A 20,156-nucleotide genomic window follows, 5' to 3' on the forward strand; every position below is an offset into this window, starting at 1 on the left:
CGGTTTTGCTGCTCGCGTGCGAACGCGTGATCCGGCCATTCGATTGTGCCCTGTTCGCCGACACTCGTTGGGAGCCGCGAGCCGTCTACGCGAACCTTGCTCGGCTTGCCGACTTCGCCGAACGTGCGGGCATCCCGTTGCGCACCGTCTCAGCAGGCGACATCCGTACCGATGCGCTCGACCCGCGGCATCGATTCGTGTCGATGCCGCTGCACGTGCTGAACCCGGACGGTTCAAAGGGACTGGCTCGACGCCAGTGCACTGGCGAATACAAGATCCGCCCGTTCAAGCAGGCCGCTCGGCAGCTGCTTGGCCACCCGTATCCACGCCGAGTCCCACGCGGTGTCTATGCCGAGCAGGCGATCGGGATCCACGGTTACCCACACGCCGCCGACCACGGCCAGCCAGCGCGTGGCCAGTACTTCCTGCACCGGTCCTGCATGCCGCTCGACGAAGTCAACCTTGAGCCACGCACCGCATCACGACGGGGGCTGCATCTCGTCGCCGATGTGGAGGACGTGGCCGATCCAGACGGATGCTCGCCGTGGACGGGCCACTCTGGCACGGCCATCACAGAGGACGCGGCATGATGGCTCCGCGCGTTCACCGGTTGCTGCAGGGAGCAGCACGTTTTCGCGGTCGGTCTTCCGGCGTCGTGGTCCTGAGCCGAATCCTGGTCGTGGCTGCCTACGTAGGATCAGTGGTCTTCGCAAACGTTGCGTCCACATGCTCGCCTGCAGTCGCCCTCGGACCGCTGGTCGTTCCAGCCGGGACAGTCTGGGCGGGCGTGACCCTCACGCTCCGCGATCTGCTGCACGAAACGCTCGGCGTGCCAGGTGTAACTGCTGCTGTTGTGACAGGGGCAGGGTTGTCGTGGCTCCTGGCATCGCCGCAGATTGCGGTGGCCAGCGTCGTGGCGTTCGCAGCGTCCGAGTTGGTCGACTCGGCGCTTTACGCCGTGCTGCGCCCAGGCCCGCAGCTACGCGCGGTTCTGGTATCGAACCTGTCTGGGTTGGTCGTCGACAGTCTGCTGTTCGTGCCGCTTGCGTTCGGCTCCTTCACCGCCGTACCAGGGCAAGTCGCGGGCAAGACCGCTGCAACGGTGCTCACGCTCGCTGTTCTGTGGGCTATGCGGCGTACCCGGTTCCGGGCGGTGCCGCGATGAGGTTCTACCTAGGTACCCATCAGCCCGCCTGGTTGAGCCGCGACCTCGGTGTGCCGCTGCTGGTTTCTCATCGACGGTTGGCTGGCCGGCGCAGCTTGCCACGTGCGAGTGGTCCATGGGCTCTGGACTCGGGCGGCTTCACGGAGCTATCACTCCACGGTCGGTGGAGGTTCGACGAGCGAACCTACGTAACCGCGGTTAGGCGCTACGCCACCGAGATCGGGCAGCTTGCCTTTGCCGCGCCTATGGACAGCATGACGGAACGGTCTGTTCTGGCGCGTACCGGCGCGAGTCTGCGTATGCACCAACGCATGACCGTGACGAACTACTTGCGCCTGAGGGATCTGGCTTCCGAGCTGCCGTTCATACCTGTCTTGCAGGGTGACAGCGTGGCGGACTACCACAGGTGCGCTGACTGGTACGAGCATCATGGTGTCGACCTTGCTGCTCTGCCTTTGATTGGTATCGGCAGCATCTGTCGCCGCCAGCACACGGCCGAGGTCGAATGGATCGTGCGATCGCTTGCCGCCCGCGGATACCGGCTGCACGCCTTCGGTGCCAAAGTGCTCGGGCTTGAGCGGTATGGCAACTCGATCGTCAGCAGTGACTCCATGTCATGGAGCATGCGCGGCCGATACGTGCCCGGCTGTGGGCCCAGTCATCGCAGTGAATCCAACTGCCTGCGCTTTGCGCTCAACTGGCACCGCCGGATCCAGGCAGCGGTCGGCATCGAATCTGCAGACGCTGGTAAGAAGGAGGGCCTCCTGCTGGTGAAGGCGGCATGATCACCGTCAGCCCGTAGCGGGCGTGTCAGGTGGGGGCTGCTCGTTCGCCAACGAGATCTCACGTGGAGCGGTCACTCCGTACAACTCGTTCGGCGTGCACTGGAGCGCGGTGCACAGCGCCTGCAGGGTGTCGGTTTTGACTTGCGTTGGCTCGTTGTTGATCAATGCGTACACCGACGGCCCGGACAGAGTGAAGTCGGCGCGGTCGGCAAGAAGCTCGCGCAGCTCTTTGCCTGTCCACACCTCGCGGGAGGCCATAACCTGCCTGAGCCGCCATCGAAGCTGCACCGTCATGCTCCTTCTGCGCTTGCGTATACCGAGTGCTCATCCTGAGCGCCAAGTGCTGCTCAGTGTCCCCGATCTGTACTCAGAACCCACCAAGCATCTCCGCAAGTACGGGCACTCCGACTGGAAGGTAACCCTGACCTCCTTGGGATAGGTAGCACCTATCTATGATAGGTTCTACCTTGTTAGGTGACCGGCATGAGCGGCGCCTTCCGGTCTGCGTGCGGCGCCTGCGTCCGGCATGAGTACATAGCGCCGTCGACCCGCGATGAGGCGTGAGGAGGTTCGTAGTCCAATCAGGACGCCCTTCGGCAGGGCACAGTTTCGGTCATGCCCATGGGCGGGCGTGCAGTTGAGGTTGACCCAATCAGGGCACGCGAACTGACAGTTCAAATTGCTGATTTCGGTCATTTCTCGTACCCTATTTGCGTTTGGAGAAAATGATGTTCGATGAACGCGGTCCTGCTCTTGTGTCCGTTCCAGAAGCTGCCAGGTTGTTGGGCATCAGCCGAGCCTCGGCTTATCGATACGCTCACTCAGGGCTGCTGCCCGGTGTCCGCCGGATGGGACGCAGGGTCTACGTGGTTCGTGCCCGGCTTGTCGAGTTCCTCGAACCCGGACAGGACGGCGCTGCGGGGGCTGAGGCGGCATGACTGGCAAGAAAAAGCGGTCCCGCAAGCGTCCTGATGGATCGGTGTATCGGCGCGGCCGGAAGTGGGCGTATGCCTTCCAAGGGCCTGAGCACCCTCTCACTGGTGTACGAGAGCAGATCAGGAAGAGCGGCTACGAGACTGAGGACGAAGCGTGGGCGGGGATGGAGGCAGCGCGTGCTGCACTCGCCACCGAGACCTATGTGAAGCCGTCTCGCGCCACGATCAACGACTTCTTCGAGCAGTACTTTCCGTACGTCCGCCTCACTACTGAACCGACGACGGCGGCCAACTATGAGACGTTGGCGCGGACCTACGTGATGCCGATCGTGGGAAAGCGCCTGATGCAGGACTTCGTGCCATCGGTGGTAGCTGCGCTCTACGACTACCTGCTTACGGAAGGGCGTCAGAAGCGCAATACCAACGGCGAGATGTACGAGCTGTGGAAGGAAGCTCGTGCCGCAGATCGGGAGATTCGGCCGCGGGAGATCGCTGACAAGGTAGGTGTGACCTACGCCGCTGCACGCCGTGCCGTCCGGCGCTACGAGGTCGGTCGCATCCCAAAGCCCCATGTACCTGGGCTCGCGCCGAAGACCGTGAAGAGCGTCCACATCATGCTCAGCTCTGCGATGAGCGTGGCGGTGATGTGGAAGTACCTCAGCCTCAACCCGGTTCGAAGTGTGAAGGCTCCATCGGTCCCGAGGCGGAACCACAGCACCTGGACTCCGGAGCAGATGATGCTCTTCCTCGAGCACGCGCGACATCACCGCTGGTATGCGTTGTGGGTCCTGGAGGCGTCGACCGGGGTTCGCCGCTCCGAGTTGAGCGGTGTTGAGATTGCCGCCTTCGACCTGTCGAAGAAGGTGGTTCGTATGGCGGCGACCACACGAGTTATTGCTGGCGGAAGAGCGGTGAAGGGCTCGGGCAAGAGTCAGAAGAGCCGCCGGCTGCTCGCGCTGGACAGCTTCACCACCGGGGTGCTGACCGTGCATTTTCAGCAGGTGGAGAAGGAGAAGCGGGAGTGGGGCGAGGCCTATCGGGACCACGGGCTGGCGTTCTGCTGGGAAGATGGTCGACCGATCTACCCGGACACCATCACCGAGGAGTTCAACAGGCTGGTCGATCTCCTGGGGCTGCCGAAGATTCGATTCCATGACATCCGGCACACCTACGCGACCATCTCGCTGCGAGCGGGTGTGCACCCGAAGATTGTCAGCTCTCGCCTCGGACACGCGACGGTGGCGTTCACGCTCGACACCTACTCCGCGGACATCGAGGACCTTGATCGCGACGCCGCGGAGGCAGTGATTGGTCTGTTCCTGCCGCCCTCGCAGAAGGGGCTGGTCTGACGTGGGACGACACCGGTTTAGCACCACTTTCTGCACCGACGCCTCGGAACCAGGGGTCTACGGGTGCCCGAGAAAGCCGAAAGCCCCCGACCTTCGCAGGTCAGAGGCTTTCGGGGTGTGTGGGCGATACTGGGATCGAACCAGTGACCTCTTCGGTGTGAACGAAGCGCTCTCCCGCTGAGCTAAACGCCCGTGTTCTGTTGTCTTGCTGCCCCGCTCTCGCGGTGTGGTCATAGCTTACAACATCATCAACGAGAACCAAAAATCGGGCTCTGCAACCAGGCCCAGTCGAGGCCGAACCAGCCTCCTACCAGCGCAAACACGTTGAGGAAGTAGCAGGTGACCAGGACGATGGCGCAGACGCCGGCCATCACGAGGCCGCGGACCCACGCCGGTTGGCGCTTCAGCCACTCCACCCAGCGGTCGTAGTAGCGCTTGGCGAACTTCAGGACGCGGCCGGCCCACTCGAACTCGGTCGCGAGGATGGCGAGGCCCGCGAAGACCACTAGCCAGCCGGGGCCGGGGTACGGGATCATGATGACGCCCGCGACCAGCACGACGCCGCCGATCACGCCGACGCCGATGCGGTAGGCGAGGTTCAGCGCCGGGTTGCGGTGGAACCAGTTGCGCCAGCCCTTGTGCTCGGTGGGCTTCGCGTCGGGCTTGGTCATGTGTCGATCATCCTGTTGGGACTCAGGCGGACGCAACCTGGCCGAGTGCCAGCACTTCCGAGGGGCTCGGAGGGGCCTGGCGGCCGGGTTCCAGTGATACCGCGAAGGTCGTGTGCTTGTGGGCGTCGGCCGACCACGAGAGGAGCTGCGGGTCGGTCGAGCCGGCGCGTACGTCGAACACGGCCAACGGTACCGGCGCCTTCGTGCTCGCACCCCACACCACGTAAACGTGGCCCGAGTCGTTCGGCTTCAGGTTCATCGGCATGACGGCCGCGGTGGTCGGGCCGGAGAGGACCACGGCCGCGTCGATGCCGGAGCCGGTGCGCAGCAGGGCGCGGTTCGTGGCCGGGTCGGCGGCCAGGACCAGGGCCTTGTTCAGGTCGTCGGTGCGGGCCTTCGAGGCGGCGACCTCGTCGGAGAGCTGGGTCACGCGCACGCCGAGGAAGCCGCCTGCCGCGAGGACCGCGATTGCGGCGGCCGCTGCCAGCAGGAGCCGGCCGGTGCGGCGGCGCGGTTGCGGGCGCAGCGGGGTCGGGGCCGCTGGGCGCGGGTGGGGTGCGGCCGGGGGCTCCTGCGGGGTGTGCTCGATCTGCTCCAGCAGTCGCGCGCGCAGGTGGGCCGGGGGCTGTTCCTGGCGGACCGCGCCGCCGATGCCCGCGAGGACCTCCTCCGTCGAACGGACGGTGGCCTGGCAGGTGGAGCAGGTCGGCAGGTGGTCGCGGGCCACCGCCTCCTCGTCGGGCTCCAGGGAGTGCATCGCCCAGCCGACGGCGAGTTCCTCGTGAGCGCACAGCTCGCCGTTCACCGGTTCACTCCCGTCGTCTCGCCGGTCTCGCCGGCCCACAGGTTCCCCAACGTGCCTCTCAGGCGTCTTATCGCCGCGAACGTGCGCGATTTCACAGTTCCCAGCGGGACGCCGGTCAGTTTCGCCACCTCGCACTGCGTGTAGCCACCGAGGTAGGCGAGCGTGATGACCTGGCGCTGCTCCTCGGGCAACGTGCGCAGCGCCGCCCGGACCTCGGCGCCCACCACGCTCACCAACGCTTCGTGGTCGGAACCGTCCGTCGGAGGTGACACGTCCTCGGTCAAGGGAACAGTTCGACGGCGCTGGGTGTTTTCCTTACGGACGGCATCCACCGCTCGGTGGTGCACCAGGGTCATCAACCAGGTCCCGAAACCGCCCCGCGCGGGGTCGAACCTGGCGGGGTGCCGCCACAGCGCGAGGAAGGCCTCCTGGACGACGTCCTCGGCGAGCTCCGCGTCCACGCAGATGCGCCTGGCCAGCGAGTACGCGGGCGTGCCGTACCTGTCGTACAGCTCGCCGAACGCCGGCCGGTCGCCCTGCGCGAGCCTCTGCACGAGCTCGAAGTCGGTCGGCCGGTCGCTACGTGGCGCAGCGGTCGGGCCGGGCGAGTCAGCCACCAGAGATGTCCTCACGTCCAACATTCGCGCAACAGCCGGTACCGGGTTCAGGTTAGACCCAGCAAGATGGGGGTCGCTGAACGTGGGCTGACGACGAGGAAGGCACGGAACGCGCACGAATGGTCGCCGAGTGCAGCAAAGCTGACCCGAAGGGGTGATCTGCGGTCGGACGGCGAGCGTTCCTCGCCACATGCACGTCACAACTGAGGTGCTCGGTCGTTTCATTGACCGGGAAGGGAGAAGAGGGTAACGACGATGCGCAACGACCACGTGACGCTCCGCTCGACAGCGGTCTTCGACCTGCTGGCGCCCAGGACCCCGGCGGTCCCGGTCCAGGTGGAGCTGCGATATGACACAAAGGACCCGTACGCGGTCGTGGCCGCGTTCCGCACGGGTCGCGCGGGCTGGGTCGAGTGGGTGTTCGCCCGCGACCTGCTCGCGGACGGCCTGATCGCGGACGCCGGTGACGGTGACGTCCGGATCCGCCCCGCCGCCGACGACCCCGAGGTCGTCGTGATCGAGCTCAGCTCGCCGTCCGGGCACGCCATGTTCGAGGCGTCGGCTCAGGAGCTCGCGGACTTCCTCGACCGGACCTACGACGTCGTCGTGCCCGGCAACGAGCACCTGTGGGTCAACGTCGACGAGGCGCTCACGCACCTGATCTCGAACGACCTGAGCTGAAAACCCGAGGTAGGGGGCCCGCGGAGGCGGTGCGGGTACCCCCGGTGAAAGTGGGTTGCACCCCTCGTATAAGGTTTGTTCAACATCACGAAGTCAGTGATGTACGCGGATGTAGCGCAGTTGGTAGCGCATCACCTTGCCAAGGTGAGGGTCGCGAGTTCGAGTCTCGTCATCCGCTCTGTGGGTTCACGATGGGTGTCCATCGAGGACTCATGCTCCTGGCGGAGTGGCCGAGTGGCTTAGGCAAGGGCCTGCAAAGCCCTGTACACGGGTTCGATTCCCGTCTCCGCCTCGGACGATTAGCTCAGCGGGAGAGCACTACCTTGACACGGTAGGGGTCACTGGTTCAATCCCAGTATCGTCCATCGGATCGACAGCGGGGCGAGGTGCACAACGCACCTCGCCCCGTTCTCGTTCCACGGCCTCTGCATCGCGCTCCGGGGGCCTTCCGGAGGCGCCGGCAGGCTCAAGATCAGCCGATTTGGAACTTCCGGGGAGCGTCGGATAAAGTTCCTCCCGCACCGAGGGAAACCCCACAAGGGAATCCTGAGGGGCACGCGGATGTAGCGCAGTTGGTAGCGCATCACCTTGCCAAGGTGAGGGTCGCGAGTTCGAGTCTCGTCATCCGCTCGGACGATTAGCTCAGCGGGAGAGCACTACCTTGACACGGTAGGGGTCACTGGTTCAATCCCAGTATCGTCCACTTCGCATGAGAAGCCCTCGGTCCACCAGGACCGGGGGCTTCTTGCTGGTTGCAGCCTGCCCGGTTTATGTCCACTTTATGGACAGAATGACCGAAATCGGCCTCTTTTTTGTCTTTTTTTGCCGGATATCGGCATCTATCGTTGGCCGCTGTGTCCGGCTACAAATATGACTTCTTCATCAGCTACAGCCGAACGGGCAGCGTGCAGAAATGGTTGCTCAACCACTTCTACAACAAGCTCGTCGAGTACCTCGCTGACGAGTGTGCGCCGGCGCCCAAGGTCTACATGGACCGGGTGATGCCGCGGGCGGTGGACTGGTCGCACCACCTGGTGAACTCGCTGCACCGCAGCAAGATCATGATCCAGCTCATGACGCCGCACTACTTCGAGTCCCACTGGTGCATGGCCGAGCTGGAGAGCATGCGGGCGCGCGAGGCCGTGCTCGGACTGGCCTCCGCTGACTTCCCGCAGGGGCTGGTCTACCCGATTCTCTACTCGGACTCGCACAAATTCGCGGTCAAAGAACGCATGCGCTCCTGGCAGGACTTCAAGGAGTACTCCTACACCGAACCCGTTTATCAGGACACGGTGGAGTACATCTACTTCTGCCGCCGGGTGAGGGAGCTCGCCCGCGATCTCGTGGAACTGGCGCAGCAGGTGCCGGACTGGAGTCCGGACTGGCCGATCGTCGAGCACCCGGAGCCGGTGCTCATCCCTCCTCCGCCGTTGCCGAGGTTCGAGTGATGACCGGGACCGTGATCACGTTCTACTCCTACAAAGGCGGCGTCGGACGCAGCTTCACCCTGGCCAACACGGCGGTGTTGCTCGCTCGGTGGGGTTATCGCGTGCTCGCCGTGGACTGGGACCTGGAAGCCCCCGGACTGCACCTCTACTTCGACCCGCACCTGCCGGAGAAACCGCGCAGCGGTGTGGTCGACATCGCACACGAGTTCCTGGCCGGGGTGAGGACGCCCGGCGCGCACGAGGTGCGGGTCGCGGTGGACGGCGGGGTGCTCGACCTGATCGCCGCGGGGCGGACCGAGGACCGCCGGCTGGACGGCTCGTACTCGCGCCGGATGCAGTCGATCGACTGGGAGGACCTGTACGAGCGCGGGTTCGCGGCGCACCTCGAGGCCTACCGCGAGGAGTGGACCGCCAAGTACGACTTCGTGCTGATCGACAGCCGCACCGGTGTGTCCGACATCGCGAGCATCTGCACGGCCCAGCTGCCCGACCGCCTGGTCGTCGTGTTCACCGCCAACGACCAGAACCTCAACGAGGTGGTGGACATCGTCCGCCTCGCCGACAGGGCGAGGGACCGGCTGCCCTACGACCGGCCCCGGCACCAGGTGCTGCCGGTGCTGTCCAGGCTGGACAACCGGGTCGAGTACGAGCGGGCAGAAGACTGGCAGAAGAAGTGCGCCGGGGTCGTCGCGCCGCTGTTCGGCAACTGGCTGATCAAGGGCGTGACGCCGGAGCAGATGATGCGGCACCTCACCGTGCCCTACATCTCGTACTGGAGCTTCGGCGAGCAGCTGCCCGTCGTGGCGGAGCAGCCGCCGTCCTCGGACCAGATCTCGTTCGCGCTGGAGACGGTCGCCGCGGTGGTCGCGCAGGAGTTCGACCGGACCGACCTGCTGGCGGACAACCGCGACGCCTACGTGGCCGCCGCGCGTTCCCGGCGCCGCCAGTTCGACCTGGACCTGCTGGTGTCCAGCCCGCGGTCGCTGTGGCAGACCTCGACCGAGCTGATCACCGAGCTGCGCCTGCTGGGGGTGCGCGCGGAGCACTCGCTGTCGGGTGACCCCGGCATCCTCGACCAGGCGAACGATCCCGCCGAGCACCTGTGCCTGCTGGTCGACGGTCGGCTGAGCCGGTGGCAGCAGACCGAGGCGGAACGGTTCGCGCGGCGGGCGCTGGGACCCGACGGAACGGAGCGGCGGCTGTTCTGCCTGGTCAGCCCGCACACGTCACGTGACCTGCTGCCGGGTTTCCTGCGAAACCTGCAGCTCGGGGAGTTCGACCCGGACGTGCGGCCCGTGCGGGTGGCCAGGGAGCTGCACGACCTGCTCAAGGCGGTTCCGGCCACGGAGGCCGAGCCGGACCAGGAGGCGTTGCGGGCTGCGGAAGTGGCGTTGCGGGAGGTGCCGGAGCAGCTGCCGTCCTCCGCAAGGCTGGCGTTGGTCAGGGAGACCGTGCAGGGGATCGCTGTCGCGCTCGACGACGGCGACATGGACGCGGTGCGGGTCCTGACGGCGGATCTGGCCCTGCTGACCAAATCGCACCTCAAAGGGACCGCCGTGGTGGTTCCTGGGCAGCTGCGCGCCGAGGTGCGCGCTCTGCTCGCCCGGATCGAGCGACGAGTCAACGCGTTCACCGACTGAAAGGCGGCGTGATGCCGGAGAAGTACGCGTCCAGTGCCAAAGCGGTGTTGATGGTGCTGCTGCTGGAGAACCGCGAGATGGCGAACACCGAGTTCACCGTCCAGCGCAAGATCAAGTTCGGTCGCGCCGACCGGGAGGCGTTGAACCGGGACAAGTTGATCGAGTCGTCGACGGATGTCACGCCCTACACGCACCGGATCACGGATGAGGGCATTGAGTGGTGCATCACCGACCTGACGGAGAGCGAGATGCCGGCACGGATGGGACCGCAGGCGAGGGCGCTTCTGGAGATGGTGCGGCGGTTCGTGCCGTTCCTGCGGCAGAAGGGGCTGCTCGCTGAAGCGATTCGCTCGAGAGACCTCGAGGACCTGATCAAGCAGGTGTACCTGGAGCTCGGTGACGGCTACCAGGACTGGGTGCGGCTCGCGAAGCTGCGGCCGCGGCTCGACGGCGCGGAACGCGAGGAGGTCGACCAGACGTTGTTGAAGATGGTCAAGGACGGCTCCACGCACCTGGTGGCGAGCGCGAACCGCAAGGTGCTGACCGACGAGGACCACGCGGCGGCCATCCGGATCGGCGGCGAGGACAAGCACCTCGTGGCGATCGAGGAATCATGACCGAGCACCTGCGCGAGGCGCTGGCGGTCGTGCGGTTCAACTCCGCCGAGACACCCGACGACGTGTGGCACACCTCGCCGTTCCACGTCGACGGCCTGCACACGCGGGCGGAGCACCGCCTGCGCGCCGGCATCGCGGACGCGCGGGCCAGCGTCGGGCCGAGCATCGGCGGGCTGGTGCTGCAGGGCGAGAAGGGCGTGGGCAAGACGCACCTGCTGGGGTCCGTGCGCCGCATGGTCCAGCAGGAGGGCGGCTACTTCTTCCTCGTCGAGGTGACGTCGGGGAAGGCGTTCTGGGACGACATCGCCGACGCGCTGCGCAGCGAGCTCCGCAGGGCCGACGACGAGGGCGAGCTGCAGCTCACCGTGCTGCTGCGGCAGCTGTGCATGGGCGCGGACGTGTCCGAGGACGTCGCCAGGGCCGTGGTGGGGCAGGCGGAGCTGACACCGGAGCACCTGCGGGCGTTCCTGAGCGGACTGCGCACTGTGGACAGCCGGATCGCGGTGGAGTGCGGTGACACGATCAGGGCGCTGGTGCTGTACGCGTCCGAGCACGCCGAGATCGCGCGGTCCTACCTCAAGGGCGGCGACGACACGGGCGAGGAACGCAGGCGGTGGGGGCTGCCCGCCGAGCCGAAGCCGTCGCGGGAGCTGGTCCGCGACGTGTCCCGCGTCCTCGCGATGACCGGGCCGTGCGTGATCGCGGTCGACCAGCTGGACACGCTGGTGAACAAGGGCCGCGACGCGGTCGGGGACATCGTCACGAACCCCGAGCTCCGCCAGGAGATCAGTGACATCTCCGACGGTCTGATGCAGCTCCGTGAGACCACGAGGCGCACGCTCACGGTGGTGGCCTGCCTGCCCGACACGTGGACGATGCTGAAGTCGATCGCGACCAGCACCGTCGAGGACCGGTTCACCAGAACCCCGATCCTCGCCGCCATCGCGGACCCCGTGCTGGGCAGGCGGTTGCTGGAGAAGTGGCTCGGCGTGATCTACCAGCGCAACGGGATCACGCCGCCGCACCCGACGTGGCCGGTGGCGCTGAGCGCGTTCGACGCCGCGACGTGGGCCAACCGGACGCCGCGGCAGCTGCTCAAGCGGGTGCACGCGCACGCGGAGGCCTGCCTGTACGGCGAGATCAGGGAGCTGACGTCGTTCGACGAGGCACAGCCGGCCGAGGCGCCGGAGCCCGCCGTGCGGGAGCAGGACCACCTGGCCGAGTTCGACGCGCGGTTCGCGCGGCTGCGGGAGCAGTCCGGGGTCGTCGCCGGGGACATCCGGCCGCACAACGAGGACGAGGTCGTCCCGCCGCTGCTGCTGGCCGGGCTGAAGTCGTGGATCACCGAGGTGGGCAACGACGACCTGAAGTGGCACCCGGAGCCGCAGTCCGAGGACGGGCGCCTGCACGCCGGGCTGCGCCTCACGGTCAACGAGGAGCTGGACACCCAGGAGCGCTGGGGGCTGGTGTTCATCGCGAGCAGCCACGGCAACCGGGTGTTGCGCAAGCTGCGCGACGCCCGTGCCGCCGCCGAGGGCACGCACGGCGGGCAGGGCCGGCACCTGGTCATCATCCGCAACGGCGCCAAGGGCTGGACCGGTGCGAAGACCCGGCAGGAGGTCGCCGCGCTGGAGCAGGCGGGTGGCCGGTGCGTCGACATCAGCGACGACGACCTGCGGACGTTCAGCGCCCTCAAGGAGATCTGCGCGATGCAGACCCACCAGCTGCTGTCGTGGCTGGTGGCGCGCAAACCGGCCAGCGGTGCCACGTTCCTGCGTTCGGTCCTGCCCGCGCAGGAGCGGACGGCGGCCTCGCACCAGGAGACCCGGCCACCGCCGGTGCCGGAGGCGGCGCCGGGGGAGATCGTGCTCGGCATGGACGGGGAGATCCGCATCGAGCTGGAGTCGTTGCGCAAGCACGCCATCGTGTTCGCCGGGTCCGGCAGCGGGAAGACGGTGCTGCTGCGGCGGATCGTCGAGGAGTGCGCGTTGCGCGGGGTGTCGGCGATCGTGCTGGACCCCAACAACGACCTGGCGCGGCTGGGGGACGCGTGGCCGGAGCCGCCGGGGGAGTGGCGGCCGGGGGACGCGGAGCGCGCGGCGGAGTACCTGGCGCACACCGAGGTCGTGGTGTGGACGCCGGGGCGTGCGGGCGGGCGGCCGCTGAGCTTCCACCCGTTGCCGGACTTCGCGGAGGTGCGGGGAGATCCCGACGAGTTCGGTGCCGCCGTCGAAGCGGCGGTGGCGCGGTTGGTGCCGCACGCGCGGGTGGCCAGCGAGTCGCGGTTCGCGGTGCGTGGGCGTGCAGTGCTCAGAGAGGCGCTGACGTACTACGCGCGCAGGGACCGGCGTGACCTCAACGGGTTCGTCGAGGTGCTGGCCGAGCTGCCGGACGGGGTGAGCAAGCTCAACTCGGCGCCGGCGACGGCGGTGGAGCTGGCGGAGACGCTCAGGGCCGCGATGGTGAACGACCCGCTGCTCGGCGGGCAGGGCGAGCCGACCGACCCCGGGGTGCTGCTCACGCCGTCGGACGGCAGGCGCGCGCGGGTGTCGGTGATCAGCTTCGTCGGGTTGCCGTCGGAGGAGCAGCGGCAGGGGTTCATCAGCCAGCTGCAGCTGGAGGTGTTCGCCTGGATCAAGCGCAACCCGGCGGCCGACCGGCCGCTGGGCGGGTTGCTGGTGATGGACGAGGCGCAGACCATCGCGCCGTCCGGGGCGTGGACGGCGAGCACGCAGAGCACGATCCTGCTGGCCTCGCAGGCGCGCAAGTACGGGCTGGGGCTGCTGCTCGCCACGCAGGCGCCGAAAGGCGTGCACAACCAGGTGACCGGCAACGCGACCACGCAGTTCTTCGGCCGGCTCAACAGCCCGGCGCAGATCGCGGCGGCGACGGAGATGGCGCGCGCGAAGGGCAGCACGGTCGCGGACATCTCGCGGCTGGAACGCGGGCGGTTCTACGTCACCGGGGACACGTTCGGGTTCCGGCGGATGCGCGCGCCGCTGTGCCTGAGCCACCACCCGCCGAGCCCGTTGCGGCTGGAGGACGTGGTCGAGCGCGCGCGGAGGTAGAGCGCGGACTGTGGTGAACGAGGCGGTGCCCTGAACCGGGGCACCGCCTTTCTGCTGTCCTGGTGGATGAGAAGTGGAACAGGTGTGGAGGCCGTTGCCCGCTGTGCCGGGCAACGGGAAACATCTGGTTGCGCGCTTTTCGGTGATGGATTCTCGAAGTAGCCCGAAATCGAACGGGCGAAATCCAGAAATCAAACTGCGATTTCCTTCGGAGGATTCGTCATGTCCAAAACCCTGTCCACTTTCGGTGTGACCGTCGCCGCCCTGGTGACCGCGCTCAGCTTCGCCGCCGCCGTTTCCGGGCCCGCGGCCACCGCCGACGGCACCCCGCCGCCGCCCACCACGACCACCACGGACGCGCCCAACGGCGGTGGGAACCCGTGGCACGACTGAGCTGAGAGCAATTCGCCCCGGTCGACCGCCGTTATTCGGTGGAAGGCCGGGGCATTGCGCTGAACTCGTCGGGGTGTTGTACTCGGGGAACGTCTGAGCGGGAGGCAGTCGTGGCGGAGAACTTTGGTGAGCTGTTGCGGGAACGACGTCTCGCCGCGGGATTGTCGATGGGGCAGCTGGCAAAGCTGGTGCACTACAGCAAGGGATATCTCAGCAAGATCGAGAATGGGCTGAAACCGCCGAACACCGCGTTCGCCCGGCTGTGCGACAGCGCGCTCGGCACCGGCGGGGAGCTGGTCGCCGCCGCCACCCGGCCGCAGCCGACGCGGCGCCAGCTGCTGGTGGCGGGCACGATGCTCGGCGTCGGGGCGCTCACCGGCACCGGGCAGGGGCCCGACCTCGCGGTGCGGATCCGCGACCGGTTCGAGCACCTGCAGGGCCTCGGGCTGCGGACGAGTCCGACGATGCTCCTGGAACCGTTGAAGGAGCTGCAGTACAAGGTCGACGCCACCGCGCGCAGGGACGGCAGCGTCGCGTTGCAGCGGCTGGCCGCGCGGATCGCCGAGTACACCGGCTGGATGAGCCAGGAGGCGGGCGACGAGCAGAACGCGCTGTGGTGGACGCGGCACGCCTCCGAGCTGTCCCGCGCGGCCGGTGACCCGGAGATCGCCTGCTACGCGTTCGTGCGGGAGGCGGGGCTCGCGCTCTACCGGCAGGAGGCGGCCACCACGATCAACCTCGCCCAGCAGGCGCAGTGGATCGGACGGGCCGGAGCGCGCACACTCGCGCTGGCCGCACGCCGTGAGGCACAAGGCCACGCGTTGGCGGGAGACCGTTATGCGGCCGAAAGCGCGTTCGAACGCGCGGCCGAGCTGATGCAGGACGCACCACGCGACGACCGGCCGTACCCGGTGCTCGGGTCGAGCGTGCCGGACCCGCTGGAGCTGGCGCGCGGCTGGTCGTTGGTGGACCTGGGGCGCAACGCCGAGGCCGCGGAGCTGCTGGACCGGCAGATCGAGCTGATCCCGGCGCAGTCACGGCGGTCCAGGGCGCGGTTCGGGGCCCGGCGGTCGCTCGCCCACGCGTTGGCGGGCGAGGTGGACGAGGGCTGCCGCACGCTGGCCGCGACGCTGACCGACGCCGAGGCCGTGGACTCGGCGACGATCAGGACCGACCTGCGGCAGCTCGCGCGGACGCTGGGGCGCTGGCACAACCACGATGCCGTGCGCGCGGTGTACCCCGATCTCAAGCGGCTGGTTCACCGCTGACCGCAGGCGCACGTCATGTCCGCGCGCTGGGCCCGCACCTCCCGCACCTCCGGCTGGTCGAGCGCCGCGTACACCTCCTCCGCCACGTCCCAGTGCGCCGCGGCCTCCCGGTGCCGGCCCAGCGCGTGCAGGGCGCGGGCGATGCCGGCCTCCGCGTGCGAGCGGTGCGTCGGGTTGCCGGTGGCGTCGGCGACGTCCAGTGAGGACTGGAAGAGCCGCAGCGCCGCCAGGTGGTCGCGGCCGTCCAGTGCCACGAGGCCGCGGTCGCGGAACAGGCGGGCCCGCAGGTCCGCGTCGACGACCTCGGACGCGTGGGACGTGGCGAGCTCGTGGTGGCGCACCGCCTCGGTGAGGCGGCCCGCGAGCCGGTGCGCGTCGGCGATGTTCGTCAACGCGTAGGCGGCCAGCACCGAGTCGCCGAGCTCGGAGGCGATCTCGTAGGCCTCGACGTGCTCGGGGATCGCGTCGTCGAGCCCGCCGAGGTGCTGGCGGCTCGCGCCGAGGTTGTTCAACGCGTGGGCGAGACCGCGCCGGTTGCCGATCGAGCGCTGGATGCGGACGGCGGCCTCGTGCCGGCGCAACGCCGTCTCGAACTCGCCGTGCTGCTCGTCGAGGTAACCGAGGTGGCTCAGCATGTGCGCCTGGCCGCGCAGGTCGTCGCACTGCTCGTACTTGCGCAACGCGGTCTCGAACTGCCCGGTCGCCTTCTCGTGGTCGCCGAGCTGCATGGTGCAGATCGCCATCGTGGCGAGCGTCGCGGCCTCGCCCCGCACGTCGGCCAGCTCGGTCCACAGCGGCAGCGCCTTCGTGGCCAGCTCCAGCGCCTGCGCGTGGTGGCCCAGCCGGTCGTGCGTGGAGGCGAGCCGCAGCAGCACGTGGGCCCGGCCGTACCGGTCGGTGCCCACCGCCTCCCGCGCCAGCTCCGTGGCCTCGATCCAGTCGTGGAACCGGTTGGCCGACGCGAACCGCCGCCACACCAGCACGGCGACCCGCCACGCGTGCCCCGCCAGCCCGGTGCGGCTCGCGTGGTGCACGGCGGCCACCAGGTTGTCGCGCTCGGTGGTCACCCACGCCAGCGCGGTCTCCTCGCTCCCGAACTCCAGCGCGTACGGGCTCGTGCGGTCCACCGACGGCCGGCCGGCCTGGTCGAACGGGTACGCGGTGCCCACCGCCGACGCGAGCGTGACGACGTAGAAGTCGAGCAGCCGCAGCAACGCCTCCGGTCCCGTCGCGGGCGGGTCGGCGGAGGCGTACTCCTTCAGCACGTCGAGCATCTGGTAGCGGTCGGGCGCGACCTCCTCCAGCAGGCACACCTCGTGCAGGTCGTCGAGCAGCTCGCGGGTGACAGCGATGTCGCGGCCCAGCAGCGCGGCCGCACCCCTCAGGTCGACGTCCGGTCCCGGCAGCTGCCCGAAGAGCCGGAACGCCTCCTGCTGGGCGGCGTCGAGCTGGCGGAACGACGCGCGGACCGCCGCGGTGCCGTCCTCCTGCCACGGGCCGCTCTCGTCGATCAGGCCCAGGAGGTGGTCGAGCGACCACCGGTCGTGCCTGCGGAACAGCGCCGCGGCCACGTTGATCGGCATCGGCAGGTAGCCGCAGCGCTTGACCAGCCCCGCCACGTCGGCGGAGCGGCCCTGCACGCGGAACGGGTCGATGAGCGCGGTGAACAGGGAAAAGGCGTCGTCCGGCGGCAACGGGGACAGCCGGACGTGGGCGCTGATGTCCGGCTCGCCCATCTGCCGGCTCGTCACGATCGCGAAGCAGCCCTCGGCCTCGGGCAGCAGCGGCCGCACCTGCTCGGCCGAGACAGCGTTGTCGAGCACCACCAACGTCTTCGTGCCGTAGAGACGCGTCTGGTAGAGGGTGGCCTTGCGGTTCACGGTGTCCGGGATCTGCTCGGGTGGCACGCCCAGCTCGGTCAGCAGCTGGGTCAGCGCGTCGGAGACCGACGTCGGGGCCACACCGGGCGTGAACCCGTTCAGGCGCACCTGCAGCTGACCGTCGGGGAACCGGCGCTTGAGCCGGTGCGCGGCCTCGACCGCCAGTCCCGTCTTGCCGACGCCGGGAGCGCCGCTGACCCACACCGCGCGCCGCTCGCCCGTTCCCGCCGCGGCCCGTTCGACCGCGGCCAGCTCCGCCGCGCGCCCGGTGAACCGGCCGGGACGGGAGGGCAGCGAGCTCACCGGTTCGCCGCGGCGGGCCCGTTCGGCGAGGTTGCGCAGCAGCGGACCCGGTTCGAACCCGGCCTGCGCCAGCGCCTCACCGGCCGCCTCGAACACCTTGACCGCACCGACCTGGTCGCCGCCCGCGATCAGCGCGCGCATCAGCAGCTCGGCGTACTTCTGGTGGTCAGGGCGGGAACGCACGGCGCGGCGCATCCGGTCGCGCGCCGAGCGGTGGTCGCCGATCACCAGCTCCTGCTCGGCCAGGTCACCGATCGCGTCGTGGTGGCCCTCGTCGGAGAAGACGACGTCGGCGCCACCGACCCGGTCGATGTCGATGTCCTCGATGAACCGGCCGCGCCACAGCGCCACGGCCTCCCGCAGCAGGTCGACGGCACGGCGCCCGTCGTTGTCGTGCACCGCCCGCGCGGCCTGGTCGCGCAGCCGGTCGAACCGGACGGTGTCGATCTTCTCCTCGGCGACGCGCAGCACGTACCCGGTGGGCGTCGTCTCGATCACGACGTCGTAGGCACCGGCCTCGGCGAACGCCTTGCGCAGCTTGTTCACGTACCCGCGGACCAGGTTCTTGCGCTCGGGCTGGTCCGGCCAGACGATCTCGGTGATCCGCTCCGGTGTCATCGGCCTGTTCGCGTTGAGGAGCAGGACCACGAGGACGTAGCGCTGCTGGAGGTCCCCCAGTGGTACCGGCGCGCCGTCCTGCCACGCCTCCAGCGGACCCAGCATCCGGAATTCCACTCCGCCTCCTTCGAGCCAGCTTCACTTCTGGCATGGATGTCGCACAAGGGCCCTTTGGTGTGTCGCGAATCAGCATTCTTTCCACTTTTGGTCTACACGGGAGCGGAAAGCTGGGGTCACGTGAAGTGACTTGGGGGAGACGCATGGTGTCCGAAGTGCTGCCGTGTTACGTGGTCTGCGACGTGTCGTTCTCGATGACCGACCACCTCGACGAGGTCAACGCCGGGCTGCGCGAGTTCCGCGGTGCCGTGCACGCGGAGGGCTTGGGCCTCACGCAGGTCCGCGTGTGCGTGGTGGCGTTCGCGCGGAGCCCGTGCGTCGTGCAGCCGCTGAGACCCGCGCTGGAGGGCGTGGAGATCATTCGCCCCCGCCAGGAATCCGGAACGGACTTCGGCGCGACGTTCACCCTCATGCGCACCACCATCGACCGTGACGTGACGGTGCTGAAAGCGCAACAGATCCGAGTCCGGCGTCCCGTGCTGTTCTTCATCTCGGACGGACGGGCCACCGACGCGGTCTGGGAGACACCGCTCTCCGGCCTCACCACCTCGGACAACGGCCCCGAGATGATCGTCTTCGGGGTCGGTGCCGTCGACGTGCCCGCGCTGGACCGCATCGGCGTCTCACGCGTCTTCCTCGCCCGCGACGGCGTCCGGCTGGGCATCGCGCTCGCCGCGTCGGTGCTGCGTCCAGAACACCACTGATCAATCCACGGTGTGTCCACTTCCCGTCCACGCCCCCGTCGCACGCTGCGCCGCACACGAAGGGGAGGGCGAACGGTGACGACGCACAAGAACCTGGTCCGCGAGCTGAAGAGGGTGCGCAAGGGGCGTGGTGTGCACGCGGGAGGGATCGACGAGAAGATCGGGCCGACGCTGCGCGCCGCGTGCGGCATCACCCGCTCGGACGGGCCGCTGGCCGCGCGGCAGAAGCTGATCACGCGGCTGACCGAGCTGGTCGAGCAGCTGCCGGACGACCTGCAGCTCGCCGCGCGCGCGGCGTTCGCGCTGACCCCGGAGACCCGCCTGCCGCTGTACCAGGACCGGGTCGTCTGGGTGGCCGCCGAGGTCGACCGTGACGCGCGCACCGTGCGCCGCCGCGTCGACGAGGCCGTCGAGCAGCTGGCCGAGCTCGCCGCCACGACCACGCGCCGCGAGACCGGGGGCTGGCACCTCGCGGAGCTGAACGTGTCGGTGGTCCTCGACCACGGCAGGCCCGAGGTCGTCGAACGGCACCGGCTCGTGATCGACGCCGAGCACGTCGACGAGGTCGAGTTCACCGCGCTGTTCGCGGTGCCGCGCCGCGACACCCGGCTCCTCTACGGCGGCACGCTGCAGGACCACGGCGTCGTCACCCACGCCCGGCCCGGGTTCACGGTGGTGCCCGCCGAGCCGTTGCCGCGCGGCGAGACCTTCGAGTTCGCGCTGCGCTACCCGCTCGACCGCGAGTCGCTGCTGCCCGAGCTGCTGCACGTGCCGGAACGCCCGTGCGAGCAGTTCGACCTGCGGGTGCGCTTCGGCCCCGACCACAAGCCGCAGGTACAGCGCTTCGACGGCGCCTACCGCCGCGACCCGGCAGGGCAGCCGTTCCCGGTGGACGCCGCGGGCGAGGTGCACCTGCGGTTCCGGCGGCTCCTGCCGGGCCTGATCTACGGCGTGCGGTGGGAACGGCGCGGCTCGTACCAGGAGGCCACGGCCGGCTCACCGGCCGTGTTCCACGCCCGGGACGCGGTCGGCCTGATGCGGCAGTAGCGGCCCGGCCGGGCCGGGGGCCGTCTCCCGTCCGGGAAACGGTCC

General features: G+C 68.7%; 19 protein-coding genes and 6 tRNA genes. 19 read left to right on the forward strand and 6 right to left on the reverse strand.

Annotation, left to right across the window (positions count from 1 at the left end):
• Nucleotides 1-5 precede the first annotated feature (5 nt).
• From ACZ7CD_RS22255 to ACZ7CD_RS22265, 3 genes are all read left to right on the forward strand, one after another.
• On the forward strand, nt 6-590 hold the full coding sequence (locus tag ACZ7CD_RS22255; RefSeq protein WP_470379602.1) for a hypothetical protein: 585 nt from the start codon (nt 6-8) through the stop codon (nt 588-590).
• Between the two features lie 197 nt (nt 591-787).
• Nucleotides 788-1,165 carry a VUT family protein gene (locus ACZ7CD_RS22260; protein ID WP_470374531.1) on the forward strand — a complete coding sequence of 126 codons (378 nt, stop codon included), beginning with the start codon at nt 788-790 and terminating at the stop codon, nt 1,163-1,165.
• Entirely contained in the window at nt 1,162-1,950 is a 789-nt protein-coding gene (locus ACZ7CD_RS22265) for a deazapurine DNA modification protein DpdA family protein (protein ID WP_470379603.1), read from the forward strand. Before ACZ7CD_RS22260 ends, ACZ7CD_RS22265 begins: the two co-directional genes overlap by 4 nt.
• Nucleotides 1,951-1,956: 6 nt before the next feature.
• Here ACZ7CD_RS22265 and ACZ7CD_RS22270 read toward each other — a convergent pair whose 3' ends face one another.
• Nucleotides 1,957-2,244 carry a helix-turn-helix domain-containing protein gene (locus ACZ7CD_RS22270; RefSeq protein ID WP_470374529.1) on the reverse strand — a complete coding sequence of 96 codons (288 nt, stop codon included), beginning with the start codon at nt 2,242-2,244 and terminating at the stop codon, nt 1,957-1,959.
• Between the two features lie 434 nt (nt 2,245-2,678).
• Between ACZ7CD_RS22270 and ACZ7CD_RS22275 the strand changes: the two genes are divergently transcribed.
• Both ACZ7CD_RS22275 and ACZ7CD_RS22280 read left to right on the forward strand, forming a co-directional pair.
• Nucleotides 2,679-2,888, forward strand: a complete 210-nt coding sequence (locus tag ACZ7CD_RS22275; protein ID WP_470379604.1) for a helix-turn-helix domain-containing protein — start codon at nt 2,679-2,681, stop codon at nt 2,886-2,888.
• Nucleotides 2,885-4,234 (forward strand): tyrosine-type recombinase/integrase, encoded by a 1,350-nt coding sequence (locus ACZ7CD_RS22280; protein ID WP_470374528.1) that lies wholly within the window; start codon nt 2,885-2,887, stop codon nt 4,232-4,234. The genes ACZ7CD_RS22275 and ACZ7CD_RS22280 overlap by 4 nt, the downstream gene beginning before the upstream one ends.
• 120 nt (nt 4,235-4,354) lie before the next feature.
• Here the strand turns inward: ACZ7CD_RS22280 and ACZ7CD_RS22285 are convergent.
• From ACZ7CD_RS22285 to ACZ7CD_RS22300, 4 genes are all read right to left on the reverse strand, one after another.
• Nucleotides 4,355-4,426, reverse strand: a tRNA-Val gene (locus tag ACZ7CD_RS22285).
• Between the two features lie 56 nt (nt 4,427-4,482).
• Nucleotides 4,483-4,905: a TIGR02611 family protein gene (locus ACZ7CD_RS22290; protein ID WP_470370991.1), complete on the reverse strand. Its 423-nt coding sequence runs from the start codon at nt 4,903-4,905 to the stop codon at nt 4,483-4,485.
• 22 nt (nt 4,906-4,927) lie between these two features.
• On the reverse strand, nt 4,928-5,710 hold the full coding sequence (locus tag ACZ7CD_RS22295) for an anti-sigma factor (RefSeq protein ID WP_470379605.1): 783 nt from the start codon (nt 5,708-5,710) through the stop codon (nt 4,928-4,930).
• Nucleotides 5,707-6,327 (reverse strand): RNA polymerase sigma factor, encoded by a 621-nt coding sequence (locus ACZ7CD_RS22300; protein WP_360391796.1) that lies wholly within the window; start codon nt 6,325-6,327, stop codon nt 5,707-5,709. The genes ACZ7CD_RS22295 and ACZ7CD_RS22300 overlap by 4 nt, the downstream gene beginning before the upstream one ends.
• Nucleotides 6,328-6,582: 255 nt before the next feature.
• On the opposite strand from ACZ7CD_RS22300, the gene ACZ7CD_RS22305 reads away from it, so the two are divergent.
• The 12 genes from ACZ7CD_RS22305 (at nt 6,583) to ACZ7CD_RS22360 (ending at nt 15,442) form a co-directional block, all read left to right on the forward strand.
• On the forward strand, nt 6,583-7,008 hold the full coding sequence (locus ACZ7CD_RS22305; protein ID WP_030466274.1) for an SsgA family sporulation/cell division regulator: 426 nt from the start codon (nt 6,583-6,585) through the stop codon (nt 7,006-7,008).
• Nucleotides 7,009-7,113: 105 nt separating this feature from the next.
• Nucleotides 7,114-7,186: transfer RNA gene (locus tag ACZ7CD_RS22310), tRNA-Gly, on the forward strand.
• A 42-nt stretch (nt 7,187-7,228) separates the two neighbouring features.
• Nucleotides 7,229-7,300: transfer RNA gene (locus tag ACZ7CD_RS22315), tRNA-Cys, on the forward strand.
• Nucleotide 7,301: 1 nt separating this feature from the next.
• A tRNA-Val gene (locus ACZ7CD_RS22320) sits at nt 7,302-7,373 on the forward strand.
• A 192-nt stretch (nt 7,374-7,565) separates the two neighbouring features.
• Nucleotides 7,566-7,638: transfer RNA gene (locus tag ACZ7CD_RS22325), tRNA-Gly, on the forward strand.
• A gap of 1 nt (nt 7,639) precedes the next feature.
• Nucleotides 7,640-7,711: transfer RNA gene (locus ACZ7CD_RS22330), tRNA-Val, on the forward strand.
• A 151-nt stretch (nt 7,712-7,862) separates the two neighbouring features.
• The gene (locus tag ACZ7CD_RS22335; protein WP_360391793.1) at nt 7,863-8,456 is read left to right on the forward strand and encodes a TIR domain-containing protein; all 594 of its coding nucleotides are present in this window, start codon (nt 7,863-7,865) and stop codon (nt 8,454-8,456) included.
• The gene (locus tag ACZ7CD_RS22340) at nt 8,456-10,096 is read left to right on the forward strand and encodes a tyrosine-protein kinase family protein (protein ID WP_360391790.1); all 1,641 of its coding nucleotides are present in this window, start codon (nt 8,456-8,458) and stop codon (nt 10,094-10,096) included. Before ACZ7CD_RS22335 ends, ACZ7CD_RS22340 begins: the two co-directional genes overlap by 1 nt.
• Before the next feature lie 11 nt (nt 10,097-10,107).
• The gene (locus ACZ7CD_RS22345) at nt 10,108-10,713 is read left to right on the forward strand and encodes a hypothetical protein (RefSeq protein ID WP_360391787.1); all 606 of its coding nucleotides are present in this window, start codon (nt 10,108-10,110) and stop codon (nt 10,711-10,713) included.
• Nucleotides 10,710-13,781: a helicase HerA domain-containing protein gene (locus tag ACZ7CD_RS22350; protein ID WP_470379606.1), complete on the forward strand. Its 3,072-nt coding sequence runs from the start codon at nt 10,710-10,712 to the stop codon at nt 13,779-13,781. The genes ACZ7CD_RS22345 and ACZ7CD_RS22350 overlap by 4 nt, the downstream gene beginning before the upstream one ends.
• 222 nt (nt 13,782-14,003) lie before the next feature.
• The gene (locus ACZ7CD_RS22355) at nt 14,004-14,174 is read left to right on the forward strand and encodes a hypothetical protein (RefSeq protein WP_360391781.1); all 171 of its coding nucleotides are present in this window, start codon (nt 14,004-14,006) and stop codon (nt 14,172-14,174) included.
• Nucleotides 14,175-14,284: 110 nt separating this feature from the next.
• The gene (locus tag ACZ7CD_RS22360; RefSeq protein ID WP_458431128.1) at nt 14,285-15,442 is read left to right on the forward strand and encodes a helix-turn-helix domain-containing protein; all 1,158 of its coding nucleotides are present in this window, start codon (nt 14,285-14,287) and stop codon (nt 15,440-15,442) included.
• On the opposite strand, the gene ACZ7CD_RS22365 is transcribed toward ACZ7CD_RS22360, so the two are convergent.
• A complete protein-coding gene (locus ACZ7CD_RS22365) occupies nt 15,433-18,360 on the reverse strand; it encodes an AfsR/SARP family transcriptional regulator (RefSeq protein ID WP_470379607.1) in 2,928 nt (975 codons plus the stop codon). The two genes, ACZ7CD_RS22360 and ACZ7CD_RS22365, sit on opposite strands and share 10 nt — an antisense overlap.
• Nucleotides 18,361-18,503: 143 nt before the next feature.
• Between ACZ7CD_RS22365 and ACZ7CD_RS22370 the strand changes: the two genes are divergently transcribed.
• Complete coding sequence (locus tag ACZ7CD_RS22370; protein ID WP_458431131.1) at nt 18,504-19,064, forward strand: vWA domain-containing protein; 561 nt, start codon at nt 18,504-18,506, stop codon at nt 19,062-19,064.
• A gap of 75 nt (nt 19,065-19,139) precedes the next feature.
• A complete protein-coding gene (locus ACZ7CD_RS22375) occupies nt 19,140-20,111 on the forward strand; it encodes a hypothetical protein (RefSeq protein WP_470379608.1) in 972 nt (323 codons plus the stop codon).
• Nucleotides 20,112-20,156: the final 45 nt, after the last annotated feature.

The sequence above is a fragment of the Lentzea sp. NPDC036949 genome, assembly GCF_055608075.1.